Source organism: Buchananella hordeovulneris, from assembly GCF_001907235.1.
Lineage (GTDB): Bacteria > Actinomycetota > Actinomycetes > Actinomycetales > Actinomycetaceae > Buchananella > Buchananella hordeovulneris.
The window spans coordinates 215334-232920 of the sequence record NZ_MQVS01000003.1 but is presented as its reverse complement, the minus strand read 5'-3'; the positions used below and the strand labels follow the sequence as shown (position 1 = coordinate 232920).

General features: G+C 71.2%; 20 protein-coding genes. 3 read left to right on the top strand and 17 right to left on the bottom strand.

The genetic code is table 11. The annotated features are described in order from the left end of the window. Positions 1-23: 23 nt before the first annotated feature. From dprA to BSZ40_RS04385, 3 genes are read right to left on the bottom strand one after another with little or no spacing between them, the layout of a single operon-like run. Positions 24-1316 carry a DNA-processing protein DprA gene (gene dprA / locus BSZ40_RS04395; RefSeq protein WP_084542618.1) on the bottom strand — a complete coding sequence of 431 codons (1293 nt, stop codon included), beginning with the start codon at positions 1314-1316 and terminating at the stop codon, positions 24-26. Further along, a complete protein-coding gene (locus BSZ40_RS04390) occupies positions 1297-2844 on the bottom strand; it encodes a YifB family Mg chelatase-like AAA ATPase (protein WP_073823668.1) in 1548 nt (515 codons plus the stop codon). The genes dprA and BSZ40_RS04390 overlap by 20 nt, the downstream gene beginning before the upstream one ends. Position 2845: 1 nt before the next feature. Beyond that, positions 2846-3208, bottom strand: a complete 363-nt coding sequence (locus tag BSZ40_RS04385) for a YraN family protein (RefSeq protein WP_073823666.1) — start codon at positions 3206-3208, stop codon at positions 2846-2848. Positions 3209-3411: 203 nt separating this feature from the next. Here BSZ40_RS04385 and BSZ40_RS04380 point away from each other — a divergent pair, with 203 nt between their 5' ends. After that, the gene (locus tag BSZ40_RS04380) at positions 3412-4044 is read left to right on the top strand and encodes a DNA-3-methyladenine glycosylase I (RefSeq protein ID WP_073823664.1); all 633 of its coding nucleotides are present in this window, start codon (positions 3412-3414) and stop codon (positions 4042-4044) included. On the opposite strand, the gene BSZ40_RS04375 is transcribed toward BSZ40_RS04380, so the two are convergent. The 12 genes from BSZ40_RS04375 to BSZ40_RS04320 form a co-directional block, all read right to left on the bottom strand. Further along, positions 4041-4349, bottom strand: coding sequence for a DUF2469 domain-containing protein (locus BSZ40_RS04375; protein ID WP_073823834.1), 309 nt, complete (start codon positions 4347-4349; stop codon positions 4041-4043). The genes BSZ40_RS04380 and BSZ40_RS04375 overlap by 4 nt on opposite strands. A gap of 58 nt (positions 4350-4407) precedes the next feature. Beyond that, on the bottom strand, positions 4408-5100 hold the full coding sequence (locus tag BSZ40_RS04370) for a ribonuclease HII (protein WP_073823663.1): 693 nt from the start codon (positions 5098-5100) through the stop codon (positions 4408-4410). Further along, the gene (lepB, locus tag BSZ40_RS04365; protein ID WP_084542617.1) at positions 5097-5891 is read right to left on the bottom strand and encodes a signal peptidase I; all 795 of its coding nucleotides are present in this window, start codon (positions 5889-5891) and stop codon (positions 5097-5099) included. Before lepB ends, BSZ40_RS04370 begins: the two co-directional genes overlap by 4 nt. Before the next feature lie 78 nt (positions 5892-5969). Beyond that, complete coding sequence (gene rplS, locus BSZ40_RS04360; RefSeq protein WP_073823661.1) at positions 5970-6323, bottom strand: 50S ribosomal protein L19; 354 nt, start codon at positions 6321-6323, stop codon at positions 5970-5972. Between the two features lie 182 nt (positions 6324-6505). Beyond that, entirely contained in the window at positions 6506-7942 is a 1437-nt protein-coding gene (gene trmD / locus BSZ40_RS04355) for a tRNA (guanosine(37)-N1)-methyltransferase TrmD (RefSeq protein WP_073823659.1), read from the bottom strand. Continuing rightward, positions 7939-8457: a ribosome maturation factor RimM gene (gene rimM / locus BSZ40_RS04350; protein ID WP_073823657.1), complete on the bottom strand. Its 519-nt coding sequence runs from the start codon at positions 8455-8457 to the stop codon at positions 7939-7941. The genes trmD and rimM overlap by 4 nt, the downstream gene beginning before the upstream one ends. 159 nt (positions 8458-8616) lie before the next feature. Then, positions 8617-8856 (bottom strand): RNA-binding protein, encoded by a 240-nt coding sequence (locus BSZ40_RS04345; RefSeq protein ID WP_073823654.1) that lies wholly within the window; start codon positions 8854-8856, stop codon positions 8617-8619. Position 8857: 1 nt separating this feature from the next. Beyond that, positions 8858-9340, bottom strand: coding sequence for a 30S ribosomal protein S16 (gene rpsP / locus BSZ40_RS04340; protein ID WP_073823651.1), 483 nt, complete (start codon positions 9338-9340; stop codon positions 8858-8860). Positions 9341-10113: 773 nt separating this feature from the next. Continuing rightward, a complete protein-coding gene (locus tag BSZ40_RS04335) occupies positions 10114-10881 on the bottom strand; it encodes a hypothetical protein (RefSeq protein WP_073823650.1) in 768 nt (255 codons plus the stop codon). Further along, the gene (locus BSZ40_RS04330; protein WP_073823649.1) at positions 10874-11764 is read right to left on the bottom strand and encodes an ATP-binding cassette domain-containing protein; all 891 of its coding nucleotides are present in this window, start codon (positions 11762-11764) and stop codon (positions 10874-10876) included. Before BSZ40_RS04330 ends, BSZ40_RS04335 begins: the two co-directional genes overlap by 8 nt. After that, positions 11761-12129, bottom strand: coding sequence for a GntR family transcriptional regulator (locus BSZ40_RS04325; protein ID WP_073823648.1), 369 nt, complete (start codon positions 12127-12129; stop codon positions 11761-11763). Before BSZ40_RS04325 ends, BSZ40_RS04330 begins: the two co-directional genes overlap by 4 nt. Before the next feature lie 260 nt (positions 12130-12389). Next, positions 12390-13256, bottom strand: a complete 867-nt coding sequence (locus BSZ40_RS04320) for a TIGR01777 family oxidoreductase (protein ID WP_073823646.1) — start codon at positions 13254-13256, stop codon at positions 12390-12392. Positions 13257-13298: 42 nt separating this feature from the next. Here BSZ40_RS04320 and BSZ40_RS04315 point away from each other — a divergent pair, with 42 nt between their 5' ends. Together BSZ40_RS04315 and BSZ40_RS04310 are read left to right on the top strand one after the other, a co-directional pair. Then, positions 13299-14030 carry an SAM-dependent methyltransferase gene (locus BSZ40_RS04315; protein WP_073823644.1) on the top strand — a complete coding sequence of 244 codons (732 nt, stop codon included), beginning with the start codon at positions 13299-13301 and terminating at the stop codon, positions 14028-14030. Beyond that, positions 14027-14725: an SDR family NAD(P)-dependent oxidoreductase gene (locus BSZ40_RS04310; protein WP_073823642.1), complete on the top strand. Its 699-nt coding sequence runs from the start codon at positions 14027-14029 to the stop codon at positions 14723-14725. The genes BSZ40_RS04315 and BSZ40_RS04310 overlap by 4 nt, the downstream gene beginning before the upstream one ends. Here the strand turns inward: BSZ40_RS04310 and ffh are convergent. Then, complete coding sequence (gene ffh / locus BSZ40_RS04305) at positions 14722-16302, bottom strand: signal recognition particle protein (protein ID WP_073823640.1); 1581 nt, start codon at positions 16300-16302, stop codon at positions 14722-14724. The two genes, BSZ40_RS04310 and ffh, sit on opposite strands and share 4 nt — an antisense overlap. Before the next feature lie 68 nt (positions 16303-16370). Next, a complete protein-coding gene (gene ftsY / locus BSZ40_RS04300) occupies positions 16371-17513 on the bottom strand; it encodes a signal recognition particle-docking protein FtsY (RefSeq protein WP_073823638.1) in 1143 nt (380 codons plus the stop codon). Positions 17514-17587: the final 74 nt, after the last annotated feature.

Genomic DNA, 17587 nt, shown 5'->3' with positions numbered 1-17587 from the left:
TCCGGACCGCCGGGCCCGCTCGGTCAGGTGCGGCGCCACTGGCCCGCCTGCGTGCGCTCGACCTTGCCGAGCAGCGCCAGCACCCCGAGGCTGGCGCGCACCTCGGCCACGCTCAACCCGGCGCTCGCCGCGAGCGCGTCGGCGGGGCGGGCCGCCCGGGTGGGCAGGGCGTCGTAGACGCGGCGCTCGTTGTCCCGCAGTCCGTCGACGACCCCGTCGTCGGGGTTGCCTGGGGCCGCGGTGACGGCGATGGGGCCGAGGAGCTCGCGGGCGTCGGCCACCGAACCGATGAGGGTGGCGCCGTCGCGGATCAACCCGTGGCAGCCCACCGACAGGTCGCTGCCGAGCGGGCCGGGCACCGCCCCGACGGGCCGCAGCAGGTCGGTGGCCTGCCGGGCCGTGTTCAGGGCCCCGGAGCGGGCCGCCGCCTCAACGACGATGGTGGCGCGGGTGGCCGCAGCGATCAGGCGGTTGCGCAGCAGGAAGCGCACGCGGGACGGGGACGTGCCGGGCGGGCACTCGCTGACCAGGGCGCCGGCGCGGCTGATGCGCTGCAGCAGGTCCCGGTTGCCGACCGGGTAGAGGCGGTCCAGGCCCCCGGCGAGGAAGGCGACGGTGGCCCCGCCGATGGCCAGGGCCCCGGCGTGGGCGGCTGCGTCGATGCCGTAGGCCCCGCCGGAGACGACGACGGCCCCGCCCTGGCCCGCCAAACCTTCGGCGAGGTGGGTGGCGATGCGCTGCCCGTACTTGGTGGCCGCCCGCGCCCCGACCAGCGCCACCCCGCCCACCGCGGCCCGCTCCAACAGCTCCACCTCGCCGCGCACCCACAGCGCCAGGGGCGCGTCCGGGCCGAGATCGGCCAGGGCAGGGCTCCACCCCGGGCGGCCAGGCCACAGCAGTGTGGCGCCCAGCAGGCGGGCGGCGTGCAGCTCCTGGGCGGGCTCTACCGTCGCCAGGCGCGGGCGCCACCGCGCCAGGGCAGTGGCCCACTGGCGGACGGTGGCGGCCCCCGTCAGCTGCCAGGCCGCCGCCGGGTCCGGCTGGCGCTGCACCCACCGCCAAGCCTCCCGGTAGCCGAGGGCCCCCACGAGCGCGTGCGCGGCCCGGTCCCCCGGCTCCGTCAAGCGGGACCAGGCGGCCACCGCCAGGCCGGTGGCGTCCGGGTCGGTGGCGTCGGTCCCCGGCCCGCGCCCCTGCCCGATCTCCGGCCCCGCAGGCTGGAGCGTCTGCCCGGCACTGGTCCCACCCGCCGCCTCGCGCCCGGCCCCGCCCGGGCCCGGCTCCCCCAGGCCGTCTTCAACTACTGGTGAGCTCATCGAAAACTCCTTCCCGCAGGGCGGTGGCCGCCCCGACGTGTTCGACCTCCACCCGAGCGGCACCCGCCAGGTCCGCCAGCGTCCAAGCCACCCGTAAGATGCGGTCTAGGCCCCGCATCGAGATCGCCCCGGTGGCGAACGCGGCGTGCAGCAGTTGCTCCGCGCCCGGGGCTAGGCCCTCGGTGTAGTCCCGCAGGTGCCAACCGGGCACCTGGCTGTTGAGCCGCCACGGGGTGCCGCGCCACCGGTGGGCGGCGCGCTCGCGGGCCGCCCCGACGCGCTCGGCCACCTCGGCGCTGGACTGCCCGCCGCCGGCCGCCAGGTCCGCGGCCTGCAGCGGCTCGACCCGCACCCGCAAATCCAGGCGGTCCAGCAGCGGCCCCGACAGGCGGGTCAGGTAGCGGCGGCGCGCCTGCGGGGAACACGTGCAGGTCTTGACCAGGCTGAGGGCGTTGCCGCACGGGCACGGATTGGCCGCCAACACCAGTTGGAAACGCGCCGGATAGGTGGCGCTGCCCGCCGCGCGATGCAACACCACCTGCCCGCTCTCCAACGGCTGGCGCAGCGCGTCGAGCACCCGGGCGGCGAACTCGGGGGCCTCGTCGAGGAACAGCACCCCGCCGTGGGCCAGGCTGACCGCGCCCGGGCGCGGCAGACCCGCCCCGCCTCCGAGGATGGCGGCGGCGGTGGCCGAATGGTGCGGTGCCTGGAACGGCGCGCGGCGCACGAGGTCACTGGCCTCCCCCAATGCGCCCGCCAGCGAGTGCAAGGCTGTGACCTCCAGCGCGGTCTCGTCCTCCAACGGCGGCAGCAGGCCCGGCAGGCGCTCGGCCAGCATCGTCTTGCCCGCCCCGGCGGTGCCGATCAACAGCAGGTGGTGGCCGCCCGCGGCCGCCACCTCCAGGGCCCGCCGGGCCTCTGCCTGCCCCACCACCTCCGCCAAGTCCTTGTCGGCCGCGGGCGGCACCGACGGCGCCGGGGACGCGGGCACACTGCGGCAGGGCCGCGCCTGGGGATGTCCACCGTAGTCGGCCACCAGGTCCGCCAAATGCTCCACCGCGTGCACCCGCGCCCCCGGCACCAGCTCCGCCTCGGGCGCATTGGCTGCGGGCACCACCACCCGGCAGTGCCCCGCCGCCACCGCCGCCCGCACCGCAGGCAGCACGCCGCGCACCGGCAACACCCGCCCGTCCAACCCCAACTCCCCCAGGTGGACCGCCCGGGCCGCCCGCTCCGCCTCCACCAACCTCTGCGAGGCGAGCATCGCCACCGCCAACGCCAAATCGAACCCGGTGCCCGCCTTCGGCAGGCCCGCCGGGGACAGGTTGACGGTCGTGCGCCGCTCCCGCCACTCCAGGCCGCACGAGCCGATGGCGGCGCGCACGCGCTCGCGGGCCTCGCGCAGGGCGGCGTCGGGCAGGCCGACGAGCACGACGGCAGGCAGCCCGGCCGTCGTTTGCGCCTCGACTTCGACCAGGTGACCGGTGATGCCACTCAGCGCGACGGCGCGGGTGTAGGCCAGCGGCATGTCACACCCCCTGCAGGTGGGTCACCAGCGGCACGTTGCCTGCCCGCAGCCGCACCTCGACGACGTCGATGCGCACGTGCGGGGCCTGCTGCGGGTGGCACTCCAGCCAGGCGGCGGCCAGTTGTCGCAGCCGCCGATACTTGGGGGGTGTGACAGCGCTGGCGGGCGAACCGTAGGCGTCGGAGGTGCGGGTCTTGACCTCAACAAACACCAGGGCGCGGGCGGCGGGATCGTGGGCGACAATGTCCAACTCGCCGCGGCGCCCGGCGCGCCAGTTGCGCGCCAGGACGTGCAGGCCGCGGTCGGTGAGCATTTGGACCGCAATGTCTTCGCCGCGGCGGCCCCGCTCGGCTGGGGTATCCATGTCCTCAGCCTGACGGCGGCGGCGCGCCGGTGTCCAGGCGGGCCTGGCAGCTGTGGACGGGCCACGCCCTGTGGAAATCAGTGGCGGTAGTTATCCCCAGGATCGGTCTGTCCCCGCCCGCCCACAGGCTCCCCGGCTGACCTTGGCAAAACCCGCAGCCCGTGCCAGCCTGGCCGCAACTGCAGAGAAGGGAGGAGGGCGCCATGTCCACCACCGATCCGCCCGCGTGGGACGCCCGGGTGCGTCCCGCCTGGGCGGCCACCGATCCGCTGTTGCGCCGCTACTACGACGAGGAGTGGGGCCAGTGCCAGGTCACCGAGGCGGCAATCTTCGAGCGACTCTGCCTGGAGGTATTCCAGGCGGGTCTGGCTTGGCGCACCGTCCTGGGCAAGCGCCCGGCCCTGCGCGCCGCCTTCGCGGACTTCGCGCCGGACGCCGTGGCCGCCTTCACCGCCGCCGACGTCGAGCGCCTCCTGACCGACCCGCGCCTGATCCGCAACCGCGCCAAGATCGCGGCCACGGTAACCAACGCGCGGGCCACGGTCGAGCTGCGGCGCGGCGGCGGGCTGGCACGCCTGGTGTGGGACCAGCAACCAGCGGTCACGCCGGTCCCGCTGCACCCGGCCGACGTACCGTCGGCCAGCCCCCAGTCCCGTGCCCTGACCGAGGCCCTGCGGGAGCGCGGCTTCGTGCGGGTCGGCCCTGTCACCCTGTTTGCCCTCATGGAGGCCATCGGCGTGGTCGACACCAACCTCGTGGGCACCTGGAAGCGCGGCATCACCGGCCTGTGGGACGTGCGCGGCCGACGCCGCTGCCGCCCGCCGGGCCTGCTTTAGACGTCCGGCAAGCCAAACTCGGAGGGCGGCAGTTCCTCAATGTTGACATCCTTGAACGTGACCACGTGGACGCGGTCCACGAAGCGGGAGGTGCGGTAGGTGTCCCAGACCCAGGCGTCAGTGAGGGTGAGTTCGAAGTACACCTCGCCGCTGACATTACGCGCCTGCATGTTGACGGTCTTGGCGAGGTAGAAGCGCCGCTCGGTCTCCACCACGTACTTAAACATGGGCAGCACGTCGCGGTATTCCTTGTAAAGAGCGAGCTCCAGCTCGTTCTCGTAATTCTCCAGGTCCTCGATACTCACGCCCTCCATCATGCCAAAGGCCGTCAGGTGGGCCCACGCCCCGCGCCGGTTGGTAATCTCACGCCCCGCCGACACCCGGCAGGCGCCAGGAGCGGCGGTGGAACTGGCTGGGGCCCAGGCGCCGCAACCCTGCCACGTGGGCCGGGGCGGTGTAGCCCTTGTTGTGCGCCCAGCCGTAACCCGGGTCGCTCTGCCGGGCCATGAGTTCGTCCCGCTCGACCTTGGCCAGGACAGAGGCGGCGGCAATGACGGACACGGAGTCGTCGCCCTTGACGACAGTGCGCACCGGGGCGGTGAGAATTTCGTGCGGTGCCCGGCCGGTGGACTCCTGGCACAGACGCTCCGCGGCGTCGGCGGCAAAAAGATCACTCGGGCTGGCCAGCCAATCGTGCACGCCGTCGAGCAGCACGTAGCCAGGCCGGGCCGTCGGCGGCAGGCTGGCCAAGGCCCGCAGCGCCGCCAGGCGCAGCGCCCCCACGATGCCCACCTGGTCAATCTCGGTCGGCCAGGCGTGCCCCACGGCGCTAGCCAGCGTCCAGGCGCGCACCGGCCCGCACAGGGCCGCCCGGGCGGCCGGTCGCAACTGTTTGGAGTCCCGCAACCCCACCGGGGCGGGGCCCGTGTCGGGGCCAATGACACACACCCCGACGCTCACCGGCCCGGCTAGCGCGCCGCGCCCCACCTCGTCGATCCCGGCCACCAGCCCGTGGCTGGCCGCGAGCGCGCTTTCCAGCGCGCGGGTGGGGCTCACTGGCGGGGGACCTGATTGAAGTTGCCGGGGTTGGTGTGCACGTGCCACCGTTCAAAGGGCCACATGGTCAGGTAGACCACGCCCACGACGTCGTCGATCGGCACGGTCCCAAAGAACGGCGAGTCCAGGTGGGCGCGGGAGTCGGCGGAGTGGGGACGATTGTCCCCCATGACGAACATGCGCCCGGCCGGGACAGTGACATCGAAGTCGATGGCCGACGGCACCACCCCGGGCTGCAGGTACGGCTCAGTGACCGGGACCCCGTTGATTTCGATGCGTCCGTCACTGGCGCAGCATTTGACCCGGTCACCGGGCAGGCCGATGATCCGTTTGGCGAGGTGATCGTCGCCGTCTTGCGGCATCAGGCCGATCCATTGGAAGAACCGGGTGAACCGGTTGGGGGCGGGGACGGCAGCCGAAGACAGCCAATCCTCGGTGTCTTTGAAGACGACGATGTCACCGCGTCGGAGGTCCTGTTCCCCCAAGGAAAAGCGCCGGGCCATGACCCGGTCTCCGGGTTCGATGGTGGAGATCATCGACCCGGTGGGAATGCGGAAGGCCTGGGTGATGAACGTTTTCATCCCCACCGCCATCACGACCGCCACGGTCAGCACGATGGCTACCTCACGGGCGTATGCCACCAGGGCGCTGCCGGCCTTGTGCTGCCGCTGCTTGGTGCGGGCTGCCTTGTTGGCCCGTTCCAGCGACCGCCTGTCCTTTCGGGACTGGCCCGCGGACACAGGGGTGAAGACGCCGGCGTGGGCGGGAGCTTCGTCGGGCTTTTCAGACATCAGGGTTCATCCTACGCAACATTCGTGCACGACAACGCACCGGCCCGCAGACCGGGCCGGTGCGTATCAGTGTTGGCGTCAGCCAGCGTTGGTGCGCTTTTCCTTGATCTTGGCTGCCTTGCCGCGCAGCGAGCGCAGGTAGTACAGCTTGGCGCGCCGCACGTCACCGCGGGTGACGACCTCAATGTGGTCGATCGAGGGGGTGTGCACCGGGAAGGTGCGCTCCACGCCCACCCCGAAGCTCACCTTGCGGATGGTGAAGGTCTCGCCCACCCCGGCGCCCCGGCGGGCGATGACGACGCCCTGGAAGACCTGGATACGGCTGCGGTTACCTTCGACGACCTTCACGTGCACCTTCAGGGTGTCACCGGCGCGGAAGACCGGGATGTCCTGTCGCAGGGACTGCTGGCCGATTTCGTCAACGATGCTCATGCTTCTCACTTCCGTGCGCGCCTCTGGTCACGCCCGGCCTGTTCAGCGGCGCGAGGCGCCGGGATATGGCTGGTGTTCACTGGCGCTTTTGCCGCCTCCCCAGGGGCAGAGCACGGCGGCCGTGAACCAAGGCAATAGTTTGCCATATCGGCGCCCTGCGCCGGGCGTGGTGTCGGCCACTGCTAGAGGCGCCGCAGGTAGGCGACGTCGGACTGTGGCAGGCCAGCGACCTCGAAGTTGCGTCGGCCCGCGTACTCGAATCCGGCGCGCTCGTAGGCCTTGCGGGCGTGGCGGTTGGCTTTGTTGGTGCCGAGCCACATGTGGCTAGCATGCCGCTCGCGTGCCCGCTGCACGCTGGCTTCGATCAGGCGGGCCGCCACCCCGGTCCCGCGGGCGGCGGGCAGCACATAACACTTGGACATCTCCACCAGGTCTTGGCCCGCCAGCGGGGCCAGGGCAGGCGGTAGCTCCTCCCCGAACCAGTGGGGTTGCCCGCCCGGCAGCAGCAGGCAGACGCTGTAGCCCACCAACCCCGCCCGAGTGGCGGCGACGAGGACGTCGGCCTGCGGGTCGGCGATGAGGCGGGTAAAGATGTCGGTCGTCAGGTGGGTGGCAATGTGTTGCGCTATGGCGTCTTGCGGCAGTTCGGGGGGGCAGGCCGCCGGGAAAGTGACGGCGGCCAGGGTGGCCAAGGCGTCGGCTTCCTGGGGGCGGGCCGGGCGCACCTCTAGCTCGGTGGGGTGTCCGTCCTGGGGGGCGTACCAGCCGAGGTGTGCCAGGAGCAGGCGGTCGGCCCGGTCGAGCTGGTCGGCCTGCAGGCGGCTGAGCATGTCGGGGCGCCGAGCCGCGGTGCGACTCAAGGCTTGATCTCGCCGCCAGCGACGAATCGCGGCGTGATTGCCGGACGTCAGCACGGTCGGCACCTGCTGATCGTGCCACTGCAAGGGACGCGTGTAGACCGGGTATTCGAGCAGGCCGGCCGCGCCGTGGGATTCCTCGACGAGGGATTCGGGGTTGCCGACGACGCCGGGCACCAGCCGCACCACCGCCTCCACCAGGGCCAGGGCGGCCACCTCCCCGCCGTTGAGGACGAAGTCGCCGAGGGAGAACTCATGCACCTCCACCCCGCGGGCCGCGTAGTGGTCGGCCACCCGCGCGTCGATACCTTCGTAGCGGCCGCACGCGATGACGAGCTGGTCAGCGCCCGCCAGGTCGAAGGCGGTGGCTTGCGTGAGGGGGGTGCCCGCCGGGGTGGGGATGGCCAGGATCCGGCGTGGGCGCCCGGGGAGGTTAACGTGACGGGGGCCGTCGGCTGTTTGCCCGGCGTCGGGCGCCAGCGGGCCGAGCAGGCTAGCGCGGGCGGCGGGCGCGGGGGCCGGAGCGGCCGGGCCCAGCCCGAGGAGCGGGTCGAGCATGCGGCCCCAAACGTCGGGCCGCATGACCATGCCCGCTCCCCCACCCACCGGGGTGTCATCGACGGTGCGGTGCCTATCGGTGGTCACATCGCGCAGATCGTGGACGTGCAACTCCACCAATCCGGCCTCCGCGGCCTTGCCGACGAGTGACAGCTGCAAGGCGTCGAGGTAGGCGGGAAAGATCGAGACGATGTCGATCCTCACGACACGGCCTGCCCGCGGTCCGGAAACAATCCCCCCGGCGGGTCAATGATGACGCGTCCGCCCGCTAGGTCGACCTCGGGCACCAGTTCGGCGACGAATGGCACCAGCACCTCGTCCGCGCCGGTGTCTATCACCAAAATGTCTTGGGCGGCCCCGGGCAGCAGATCCTTAACGGTGCCGAGGCTGCTTCCCTCCGGGTCAAGGGCCGCCAGGCCGCGCAGCTCGTGCGGGTAGAACTCGTCAGCCTCCAGTTCTTCGCCCGCCGGGTCAATCAGCAGGGCGATGCCCCGCAGGCCCTCCGCGGCGGTCCGGTCGGTGATGCCCGCGAAGCTGGCGAAAGTGCGCGGCCCGTCGCGGCGTACCCGCTGCAGGGTCAAAGTGGGGTGGCGCGGGTCCTCGGTGGCGAACACCGCGCCGCCCGTCAAGCGGCCACGCGGATCATCCGTGCGCACATCAAGCCTGACCTCGCCGCGCAGCCCGTGCGCCGCCCCGATTACCGCCACCGTCAACAGCATTACTCCCCCTGTTTTCCTTCCTGTCCCTACTAGTCAATCTAGTCCATCGGCCCTGCCAGCCGGAACGCCCTCGGCGCTGGCCATTGGCGGCGGGGCGCGGTCGGCCCGGCACGCAAAGTGCCCCGCCGCATAGTTGCGGCGGGGCACTGTCGGTGCGGCTCAGCGCCGGTCGGTGTCGACCACGTCCACCCGCACCGGTCCGGAAGTGGACAGGGCGGAGATGACGGTGCGCAGCGCGCGGGCGGTGCGGCCAGAGCGGCCAATGACCCGCCCCAGGTCGGCTGGCGCTACACGCACTTCGAGCAGTTCGCCGCGCCGCAACGAGCGGGAGGTGACCCGCACGTCGTCGGGATTGTCGACGATGCCCCGCACGAGGTGGTCGAGCGCGTCAGCCAACATGTCAGGCTTCCTCAGCCGGGGCCTCGGCGGCCTCGGCGGCCTCGTCGGCGGCGGACTCCGCGGCGGCGGCTTCCGCAGCGGCCGCGGCCTCTGCCTCAGCCTTGGCGGCCGACTGCGCGGCCTTGGCCTTCTCGGCGGCCTCGTCGGCCTTCTTGATGGCCTCGGCGCGGGCGGCGGCGATCTCCTCGGCGCCTTCCTTGACCTTCAAACGGCCCTCGGCCCCCGGCAGGCCCTTGAACTGCTGCCAGTCACCGGTGATCTTCAACAGGTTCAGCACTGGGTCGGACGGCTGCGCGCCGACACCCAGCCAGTACTGCGCCCGCTCAGAGACGATCTGAATGAGCGAGGGCTCCTGCATGGGGTCGTACTTGCCGATCTCTTCGATCACGCGGCCGTCGCGCTTCTTGCGGCTGTCAACGACGACGACACGGTAGAACGGCGAACGGATCTTGCCCATTCGCTTGAGACGAATCTTCACTGCCACTGTGGTGGTCACTCCTGATCAAATTGGGGTGGACGCACGCTTGTCTCCGGTGGGTTACGGCCACAAGCGGAATCCTGGACGCGGCTTCCGCCTAGAGAGAGGGGCCAGGCGGGCCGGGTACAGCGCCATATTCTGCCAGATCGTGGCGCGCTCGCCCAGCCCCGGCTCGCGTGCAAGTTGTGGAACGGCGCACGTTTAGCGCCGGAGCGGGGCGAGCGCCCAGCCTGCACTCCTCTTGCCTGTGCATGACCACCATGCCGTTAGCGCACCGCCATGTGCGTAGCGCACCGCCATGTCCTTGGCGCACCGCCATGCCCGTACTTCTGCGTCACCATCATGTGCTTAACGCACCGCCATGTCCTTGGCGCACCGCCATGTGCGTAGCGCACCGCCATGTCCTTAACGCACCGTCATGCCCGTACTTCTGCGTCACCATCATGTCCTTAACGCACCACCATGTGCTTAACGCACCATCATGCCCTTATTTCACTGTTTTAAGGACATGGCGGTGCCATAAGAGCATGATGGTGCGACAAAGGCATGACGGTGCATCAAGGGCATGATGGTGCGGCAAAAGCATGACGGTCATTCATGCACTCCGCCGCCGTGCTCCACCCGACCTGTGGTAAAGCCATCGCACCCCACGGGTTCACAGTAATCGCGTCCCGCATATCACCCCGCAGCGTCCCGCGCATCACCCCGCAGCCTCCCGCCCACCAGGCGCGGGCGGCCGGAACCAGCGTCCGGCCGCCCGCACCCCCGCCCCACGCCCGCTAGGCGGGCCGTTTGGCGAGATTGATGTCCTTGAGGAGGAGCAGGCCGCAGGCCAGCAGCAGGGCCGCCCCCACCGCCACCAACGCCTCGAGCAGCACCCCACTGTGGACGAGCAGGGAGCCGACCAGCAGCGCCAGGTTGGCACTCCCAAAGAGCAGCATGGTGGCCAGCGCCGGGTGGAAGCGCTGGTAGAGCAGACCGATCACGCCGCCGAGCAGCATCACGCCGGGCACGACGAGCGCGGTGGCGAAGATGACGTTGCCGAGGGGCCCGTAGCGGGTGGCGATCTCCACGCTGTCCCCGACCCGTTCGGCCTCGAACGCGAAGCCGATGATCCCGGAGCCGCCGAGCCCTTCGCGCACCGTCAGCGGGCTGAGGAAGTGGGCCAGCAGATCGAGAGCGACCGCGGACAGGGTCGCCGTGACGATGGCCACGAGGAAGGCGCGGGCGGCTTCCATGCGGGTGCCGCCTGCCGAGACCCACACCCGCAGCCACGAGCCGGCCATGACGATTGAGTAGATGCCGCTGACTATGACAACGGTGGAGCTGACCAGCCGCAGGCTGAAGCCACCGATTTGCCCGAGGAAGGTGGGCCACGAGTCGATGGGTTGCCCGTTTAGGGTCAGGCCGAGGTCGTTGGCGCGCAGCACCCCGTAGCCGATACTGCTGAGCACCAGAGCGGCCAGGCCGAGGACGATGCCTGATACCAGCACGGTGGCGGTGGCACCAGGCGCGAGGACAAAGAGGGGATTGGAGCGCTTAGTCATTTTGGTTCTTCTCCAGGAGTTTGCCGGTCAGGGCGATGACGCATTCGGCGAAGCCGAGACTTTCGGTGGTCAGGGCTGCAGGGATGGTGGCGGGGCGCTGGCCGCGGATGATGACTCGTTCGTAGGGGCCGAGGCTGCGGCGGGCGACGACGTCGGCCGCCTGGCTGTAGGCCGCGACGTCGGGAGCGGGCCCGGAGATTGCGTACATGCTGCCGACCAGTTCGTCGGCGGTGCCGCCGCCCACCGCCCGGCCTCCTTCGATGATGAGGGTCTCGTCGATGACGCGTTCGGTTTCGTCGATCAGGTGGGTGGCGAGGACGACGGTACGCGGGTGAGCGGCGACGTCGGCCAGCAGAAGGTCGTAGAAGTTTTGCCGCGTGGGGGCGTCCATCCCGAGGGTTACTTCGTCGAGCAGGGTCAACGGGGCGCGGGCGGCCAGGCCGATGGCGGCGGCGACGGCGGAACGCTGCCCGCGGGAGAGCTTTTCGGGGTCTTTTTTGGGGTTGACGCCGACGGAGGCAAGGAAGTCCTCGGCGAGTGCCCGGTCGAAGGTGCGTCGGGTGGCGGCGTGCAAGTCGAGACTGTCGGCGAGGGAGAAACCGTTTGCGGCCTCGTTGTTGCCGCCGGTCAGGGCGGCCAGGCGGGAGAAGTAGTGGGGTCGGCTTTCATCCCCGACGATGATGCGGCCACTTTGGGGCAGCAGTAGGCCGGACAGCAGGTGCAGGAGGGTGGATTTGCCTGCGCCGTTGGAGCCGAACAGGCCGACGATCTTGCCCGCCGGGATCGTGCACGTCAGGTCGGTCAGGGCCGGGTATTTGCGGCCATAGCGGTGACTGAGGTTGACAACTTGGGCGCCTGCGGGTGGCAGGTGGGTGGCGTTCATGATTCCTTCTTCGGGAAATGCTCGGTGACTAGGGCGATGACGTCTGCCGCGGACATGTCGAGGTCGGCGGCGCGGGCCAGCACGGGGGCCAGTTGTTGGGAGACGAAGTCGGCGCGCTCGCGGGCGGCGAGCCGCGCGCGGGCCCCGGGCGCCACGAAGGTGCCGATGCCGCGTCGTTTCTCCAGCAGCCCGGCGTCTAGGAGCTGGGCGAAGCCCTTGGCGACGGTGGCTGGGTTGATGCGGTACAGGGCGGAGTACTGGGTGGTGGACATGACTTGGCTACCTTCCGTCAGGGCGCCGGAGAGGATTTTTTGCTCTAGCTCGGCGGCTATCTGGAGGTAGATCGGGGTTGTTTCTTCAAACATCCTCACCTCCTCGGTTCATTACTCGACTAATTAACCACAGAACCGAGGAGGTGTCAAGTGGGGACACAAAAGCGGGCAGTGCTTAACTCGCACTGCCCGCTCAGCGGCTGCTTTGGCGTGAACTGGAGCCAGACGGGCACCGCCCGCTGCCGGGACGCGGCGGCCCCCGGCCCGGAGCCCACCGCACCGTCATCGTCCTAGCGGCACCGGTACATCGCGAAGCCCCTGGAGACGTGGCCCGCCCGCCATCTCCCCCTCGGTCAGTCCTTCCCCGCTGCCCGTGCCCGACGCCGCACGCAGGCGGCCAGCACCGGCCCCAGCTCCGGGTGGGCGAAGGTAAAACCGCTGCCTGCCAGGGCGGTGGGCACCGCTCGCTGGCTGGCCAACAGTTCACCCCCGAACTCACCGGCGGCCAACCGCAGCGCCCAGCCGGGAGTCGGCAGCACCGTCGGCCGTCGCACGGCCCGCCCGAGCGCGCGCGCAAAGTCGCGCTGCCGCACCGGCTGCGGGGCGACCAGGTTGAACGGTCCGGTCAACTCGGGGCGATCTAGCAGGTGCAGCAGGGCGCGCACGTGGTCTGCCAGCGCGATCCACGGCCAGAATTGCCTGCCGGATCCGAGCGGGCCTGCCAGTCCCCAGCGGGCCAACGGGGCCAACCGTGCCAGCGCCCCGCCCCGCCCACTGACCACGATGCCGGTGCGCACCAGCGCCGCCGTCGGGACGGCGTCGGCGGCCGCCGCCTCCCAGGCGCGACACACGTCGGCCAGGAAGCCCTCACCCGCGGCCGCACTTTCCCCCAGCACGGTCTCGCCCCGATCACCATAAAACCCGACCGCCGAGGCGCTGACCAGCCGGATCGGCCGGTCGCTGCGCGCGATGGCCCCCGCTAGGGAGGCGGTGTTTAGCACCCGCGAGTCGCGGATCTGCCGCTTGTAGGCGGCATTCCAGCGGCGCCCGCCGAGGCTGGCTCCCCCCAGGTTAATTACCGCGTCCAGGGTGGCGAGGTCGTCCGGCTGCCAGTCGCGGCGGCACCCCAACGCCACCGGCTCGTCCCCGCGCGCCTGCAGGGCCTGCCGCACCGCGGTGCCTATGAGCCCGCTGGCGCCCGTGATTCCTATCCGTTGCATGTCCTCACCCTACGGGGTGGTCACCAAGTTAGGGTCGGAAACATGGTTGACGACTACGCGGCCACCGCCGCCACCTACGACCTGCTCACCGCCGCCTTCCGGCCCGCTCAGGAGGAGGCGCTGGCGCAGCTGCTGGCGGTCATCGACCCGACGGTCGGGCCCCTGCTGGATATCGGCTGCGGCTCTGGTCACCTGCTGGCCCACGCCCTGCAGACCGTGCCGGACCTGCACGGGTTGGGTCTGGAGCCGAGCCCGGCGATGCGGGCCCTGGCCCTGGCCCGTTTCGCGGGCTTGCCCGCCCTGCACGCGCGCGTGACGATCCGCCCCGAGGACGCCACCAGCGCGCCCCTGCCACCCCGACTCAGCGGGGCGCTGGCCTTCGGCGTGCTCGGGCACCTGCACCCAGACCAGCGGCCTGCCCTGTTCCGGGCGCTCGCGCCGCGGCTGGCTGGACCGTTCTTGTTCGACCTGCAGGCCCCGGACAGTCCAGTTGCCGTGCCCGCCTACGAGTTCGCGCGCGCCCGCCTGGGCGAGCTTACCTATCGCGGCACTGCCGCGGGCACCCCCGTCGGACCGCACACTATGGAGTGGACGATGACGTACGAAACCTGCGCGGGCGAAACGGTGATCGAGCGCGCCACCATGCGCACCCAGGTGGAGCATCCGCCGCCGCCGACGGTGCTCGCCGAGCTGGCCGCCGCGGGCTTTACCGCCCGGCAGCTGGCGGGCAGCCGCTGCTGGTTGGCTGCTGGCCCGGCGGGTGAGAACCGGTGAGCCGGGCCGCCCTCGTCACCGGGGCCAGTCGCGGTTTGGGCGCGGCCTTGTGCACCCAGTTGGCGGCCGAGGGCTGGCAGGTGCTTGGTCTGTCCCGGTCCGGCCCAGTGCAAGTAGACCTGGCCGACGGCGCGGCGCTGGCCGCCTGGCTGGCCACCGGGCAGCTGGCCAATTTCGTCGGGCAGGCCACGGAAGTCCTGCTGATTAACAACGCGGGCACCGTCACCCCGGTCGGCCCGAGTCCCGCGTTGGCGGCCGCCGACGTCACCGCCGCCGTCCACCTCAACGTCACCGCTGCGCTCGTGCTCACCACCGCCGTGCTGTCCGCGCGCCGCCCCGGTGTCCCCGCGACTATCGTGCACGTCTCCTCGGGGGCGGGCCGCCGCCCCGTCGCCGAATGGGCCACCTACTGCGCCACGAAGGCCGCCCTCGATGCGCACGCCGCCACCCTGGCCGCCGAGCAACTCCCGGGGGTGCGGGTGGGTTCGATCGCGCCGGGCGTGGTGGACACCGCGATGCAGGAGACGCTGCGCGCCAGCGACTTCCCGGACCGGGAGCGCTTCACGCAGCTGCACGCCACCGGCGGCCTGACCAGCGCGGCCGCCGCGGCTGCCGCCCTGCTGGCCCTAGCCCGCCGCCCCGACTTCGGGACCCAGCCGGTGTGCGACGTGCGGGACGCCGCCCGGCCGCACTAGCGGCCCAGGTAGCGGGCGAGGTCGTCGGGAATGTCCCCGCTGCCGAAGCCGGTCGGGGCGTCCAACCCGAAGGCTGCCCCTTGGGGGGCGGTGCCGCTCAGCTCCCGGCGCGCGGCCGCGTCGCGCTCCTGCTGGGCGCGCTTGGCGGGGTTGCCGGAGCGGCCCTTTTTCGACCCGCCCGACTTCTTTTTGCTCGGCGCCATGCGGCCCTTGGACTTCTTACCCATGCCGGGCATGGAGCCCATCCCGGGCATCGGGCCCATGCCGTCCAGGCCGCCGCCGCGCTGCCCCATGGCCTGCATCATCTTCTTGGCCTGCTCGAAGCGCTCGGCCAGGCTCTTGACTTCCTGCACGGTGGTGCCCGAACCGCGGGCGATGCGGGCGCGGCGCGAGCCGTTGAGCAGCGACAGGTCGGCACGCTCGGCGGGTGTCATGGAGCGCACGATGGCCTCGACCCGGTCAACTTCACGCTCGTCGAAGTTGGCTAGCGCCTCGCGGGCCTGCCCCATGCCCGGCAGCATTCCGAGCAGTTTCTTCATCGAGCCGAGCTTGCGGATCTGCTGCAGCTGCCGCAGGAAGTCATCCAGAGTGAATTCGCCGCGGGCCAGCTTCTCGGCGTCGGCGGCGGCCTGTTCCTGGTCGAGCTTGGCCTCGGCCTGCTCGATGAGGGTGAGGATATCCCCCATGTCGAGAATGCGACCGGCCATGCGGTCAGCGTGGAAGCGCTCGAAGTCCTCCAGGCCCTCCCCGGTGGAGGCGAACAGGACGGGGGCGCCGGTCACGCCCCGCACGGACAGGGCCGCCCCACCGCGGGCGTCGCCGTCAAGCTTAGTCAGCACCACCCCGGTGAAGCCAACACCGTCGCGGAAAGCGGTGGCCGTGTTGACGGCGTCCTGCCCGATCATGGCGTCGAGCACGAAGAGGATTTCTTGCGGCTGGACGGCGTCGCGGATGCGGCGCGCCTGATCCATCATTTCTTCGTCCACGCCGAGGCGGCCGGCGGTGTCGACGATGACGACGTCGTTGCCACCGACCCACGCCTGGTTCAGCCCGGAGCGGGCCACGGCGACGGGGTCGCCGACGCCGTTGCCCGGCTCGGGGGCCCACACGTCCACCCCGGCGCGTTCACCAACCACCTGCAGCTGGGTGACGGCGTTGGGGCGCTGCAGGTCGGCGGCGATCAGCAGCGGGCTGCGACCCTGACCGCGCAGCCAGTGGGCCAGCTTGCCCGCCAGGGTCGTCTTCCCGGCACCCTGCAGACCGGCCAGCATGATGATGGCCGGGCGGCCGTCGAGGTTGAGGTCGCGGGACTGGCCACCGAGGATCTCCACGAGTTCCTCGTGCACGATCTTGACGACCTGCTGCCCGGGCTTGAGCGCCTTGGAGCGCGTGGCCTCGTAGGCCCGCTCACGCACCTTGTCGGTGAAGTCACGCACCACGGGCAGGGCGACGTCGGCGTCCAGCAGGGCCCGCCGAATGTCGGCCACGGTGGCGTCAACGTCGGCCTCCGAGAGCCTGCCCTTGCCGCGCAGAGTGCGGAAGGTTTCTGTCAGCCGGTCAGAAAACTTGTCGAACACTTGAAAGGAACCTCGCTAGGTAGGGGCAGGGGCATCTGTAAGGATACCGTTGCCCGCCAACTGGACTCTTAGCCGATAAGCGCGTCGACGAACGCTTCCGGGTCGAAGGGGGCCAGATCGTCGGCGCCCTCCCCTAGGCCCACAAACTTCACCGGCACCCCCAGCTCCCGTTGCACCGAGACCACGATGCCGCCCTTGGCCGAGCCATCGAGCTTGGTCAGCACGATGCCGGTCACCTCCGCCACCTCGGAGAAAACCTGCGCCTGGCGCATGCCGTTTTGCCCGGTGGTGGCGTCCAACACCAGCAGCACTTCCCGCACCGGGGCCTGGCGGGCCATGACCCGCTTGACTTTGCCGAGCTCGTCCATCAGCCCACTCTTGTTTTGCAACCGGCCGGCGGTGTCCACCACGACGACGTCCACGCCCTGCTCGCGGCCCCGCTTGACCGCTTCGAAGGCGACGGAGGCGGGGTCAGCGCCGTCACGGTCGGCGGCCACCACGTCCACCCCGACCCTCCCGGCCCAGGTGGTCAACTGCTCGGCCGCGGCGGCCCGGAAGGTGTCGGCCGCCCCCAGCAGCACGCTGCGACCGTCGGCCACCAGGACGCGCGCCAGCTTGCCGATGGTCGTGGTCTTGCCGGTGCCGTTGACGCCGACGACGAGGATCGTGGCCGGGTGGCGCGCCCCGGTCTCGTCCACCACGGGCTCCAGGTTGAGGGAGCGATCCATCTCGGGTTGGACGAGCCGCAGCAGCTCCTCCCGCAGCGCCGCCCGCACCACCTGCGGATCCTGGGTGCCGATGACCTTGGCGCGGGTGCGCAGCGTGGCCATGAGCTCTTGGGTGGCTTCCAGGCCGACGTCGGCCGTCAGCAGCACCTCCTCGATCTCTTCCCAGTCGCGCTCCGTCAGGTTGCCGCGCGAGAGCACCGACAGGATGGCCGTGCCGAGCGGCCCGGCCCCCGCCAGGCGGGCGCGCAGGCGCTGCATGCGGGTGGGCAGTGCCTCAGGCCGCTCCACCAGCGGCGCGGAGCCGGGCTCCGGGCCCGCCGCGGGCTCGGTGCCGGGCGTGGGGCGCGACGGCGCGGCCGGGGTGGGCGAGGTCGGGGTGGTGGGCCGGGTCGGTGGGGTGGAACGTTTGCGGGCGAAGAAGAACAGCGCCACCGCCACCAGCGCCACGAGGATCCCGAGGCCAATCCAGAGTTCAGTCGTCATGTTTCCATCATGCCATCACTGGTCCGCGCCGCCCGGCGGGCCCGGCCAGCGGCGCGGCCCTCCAGCCGCACCCC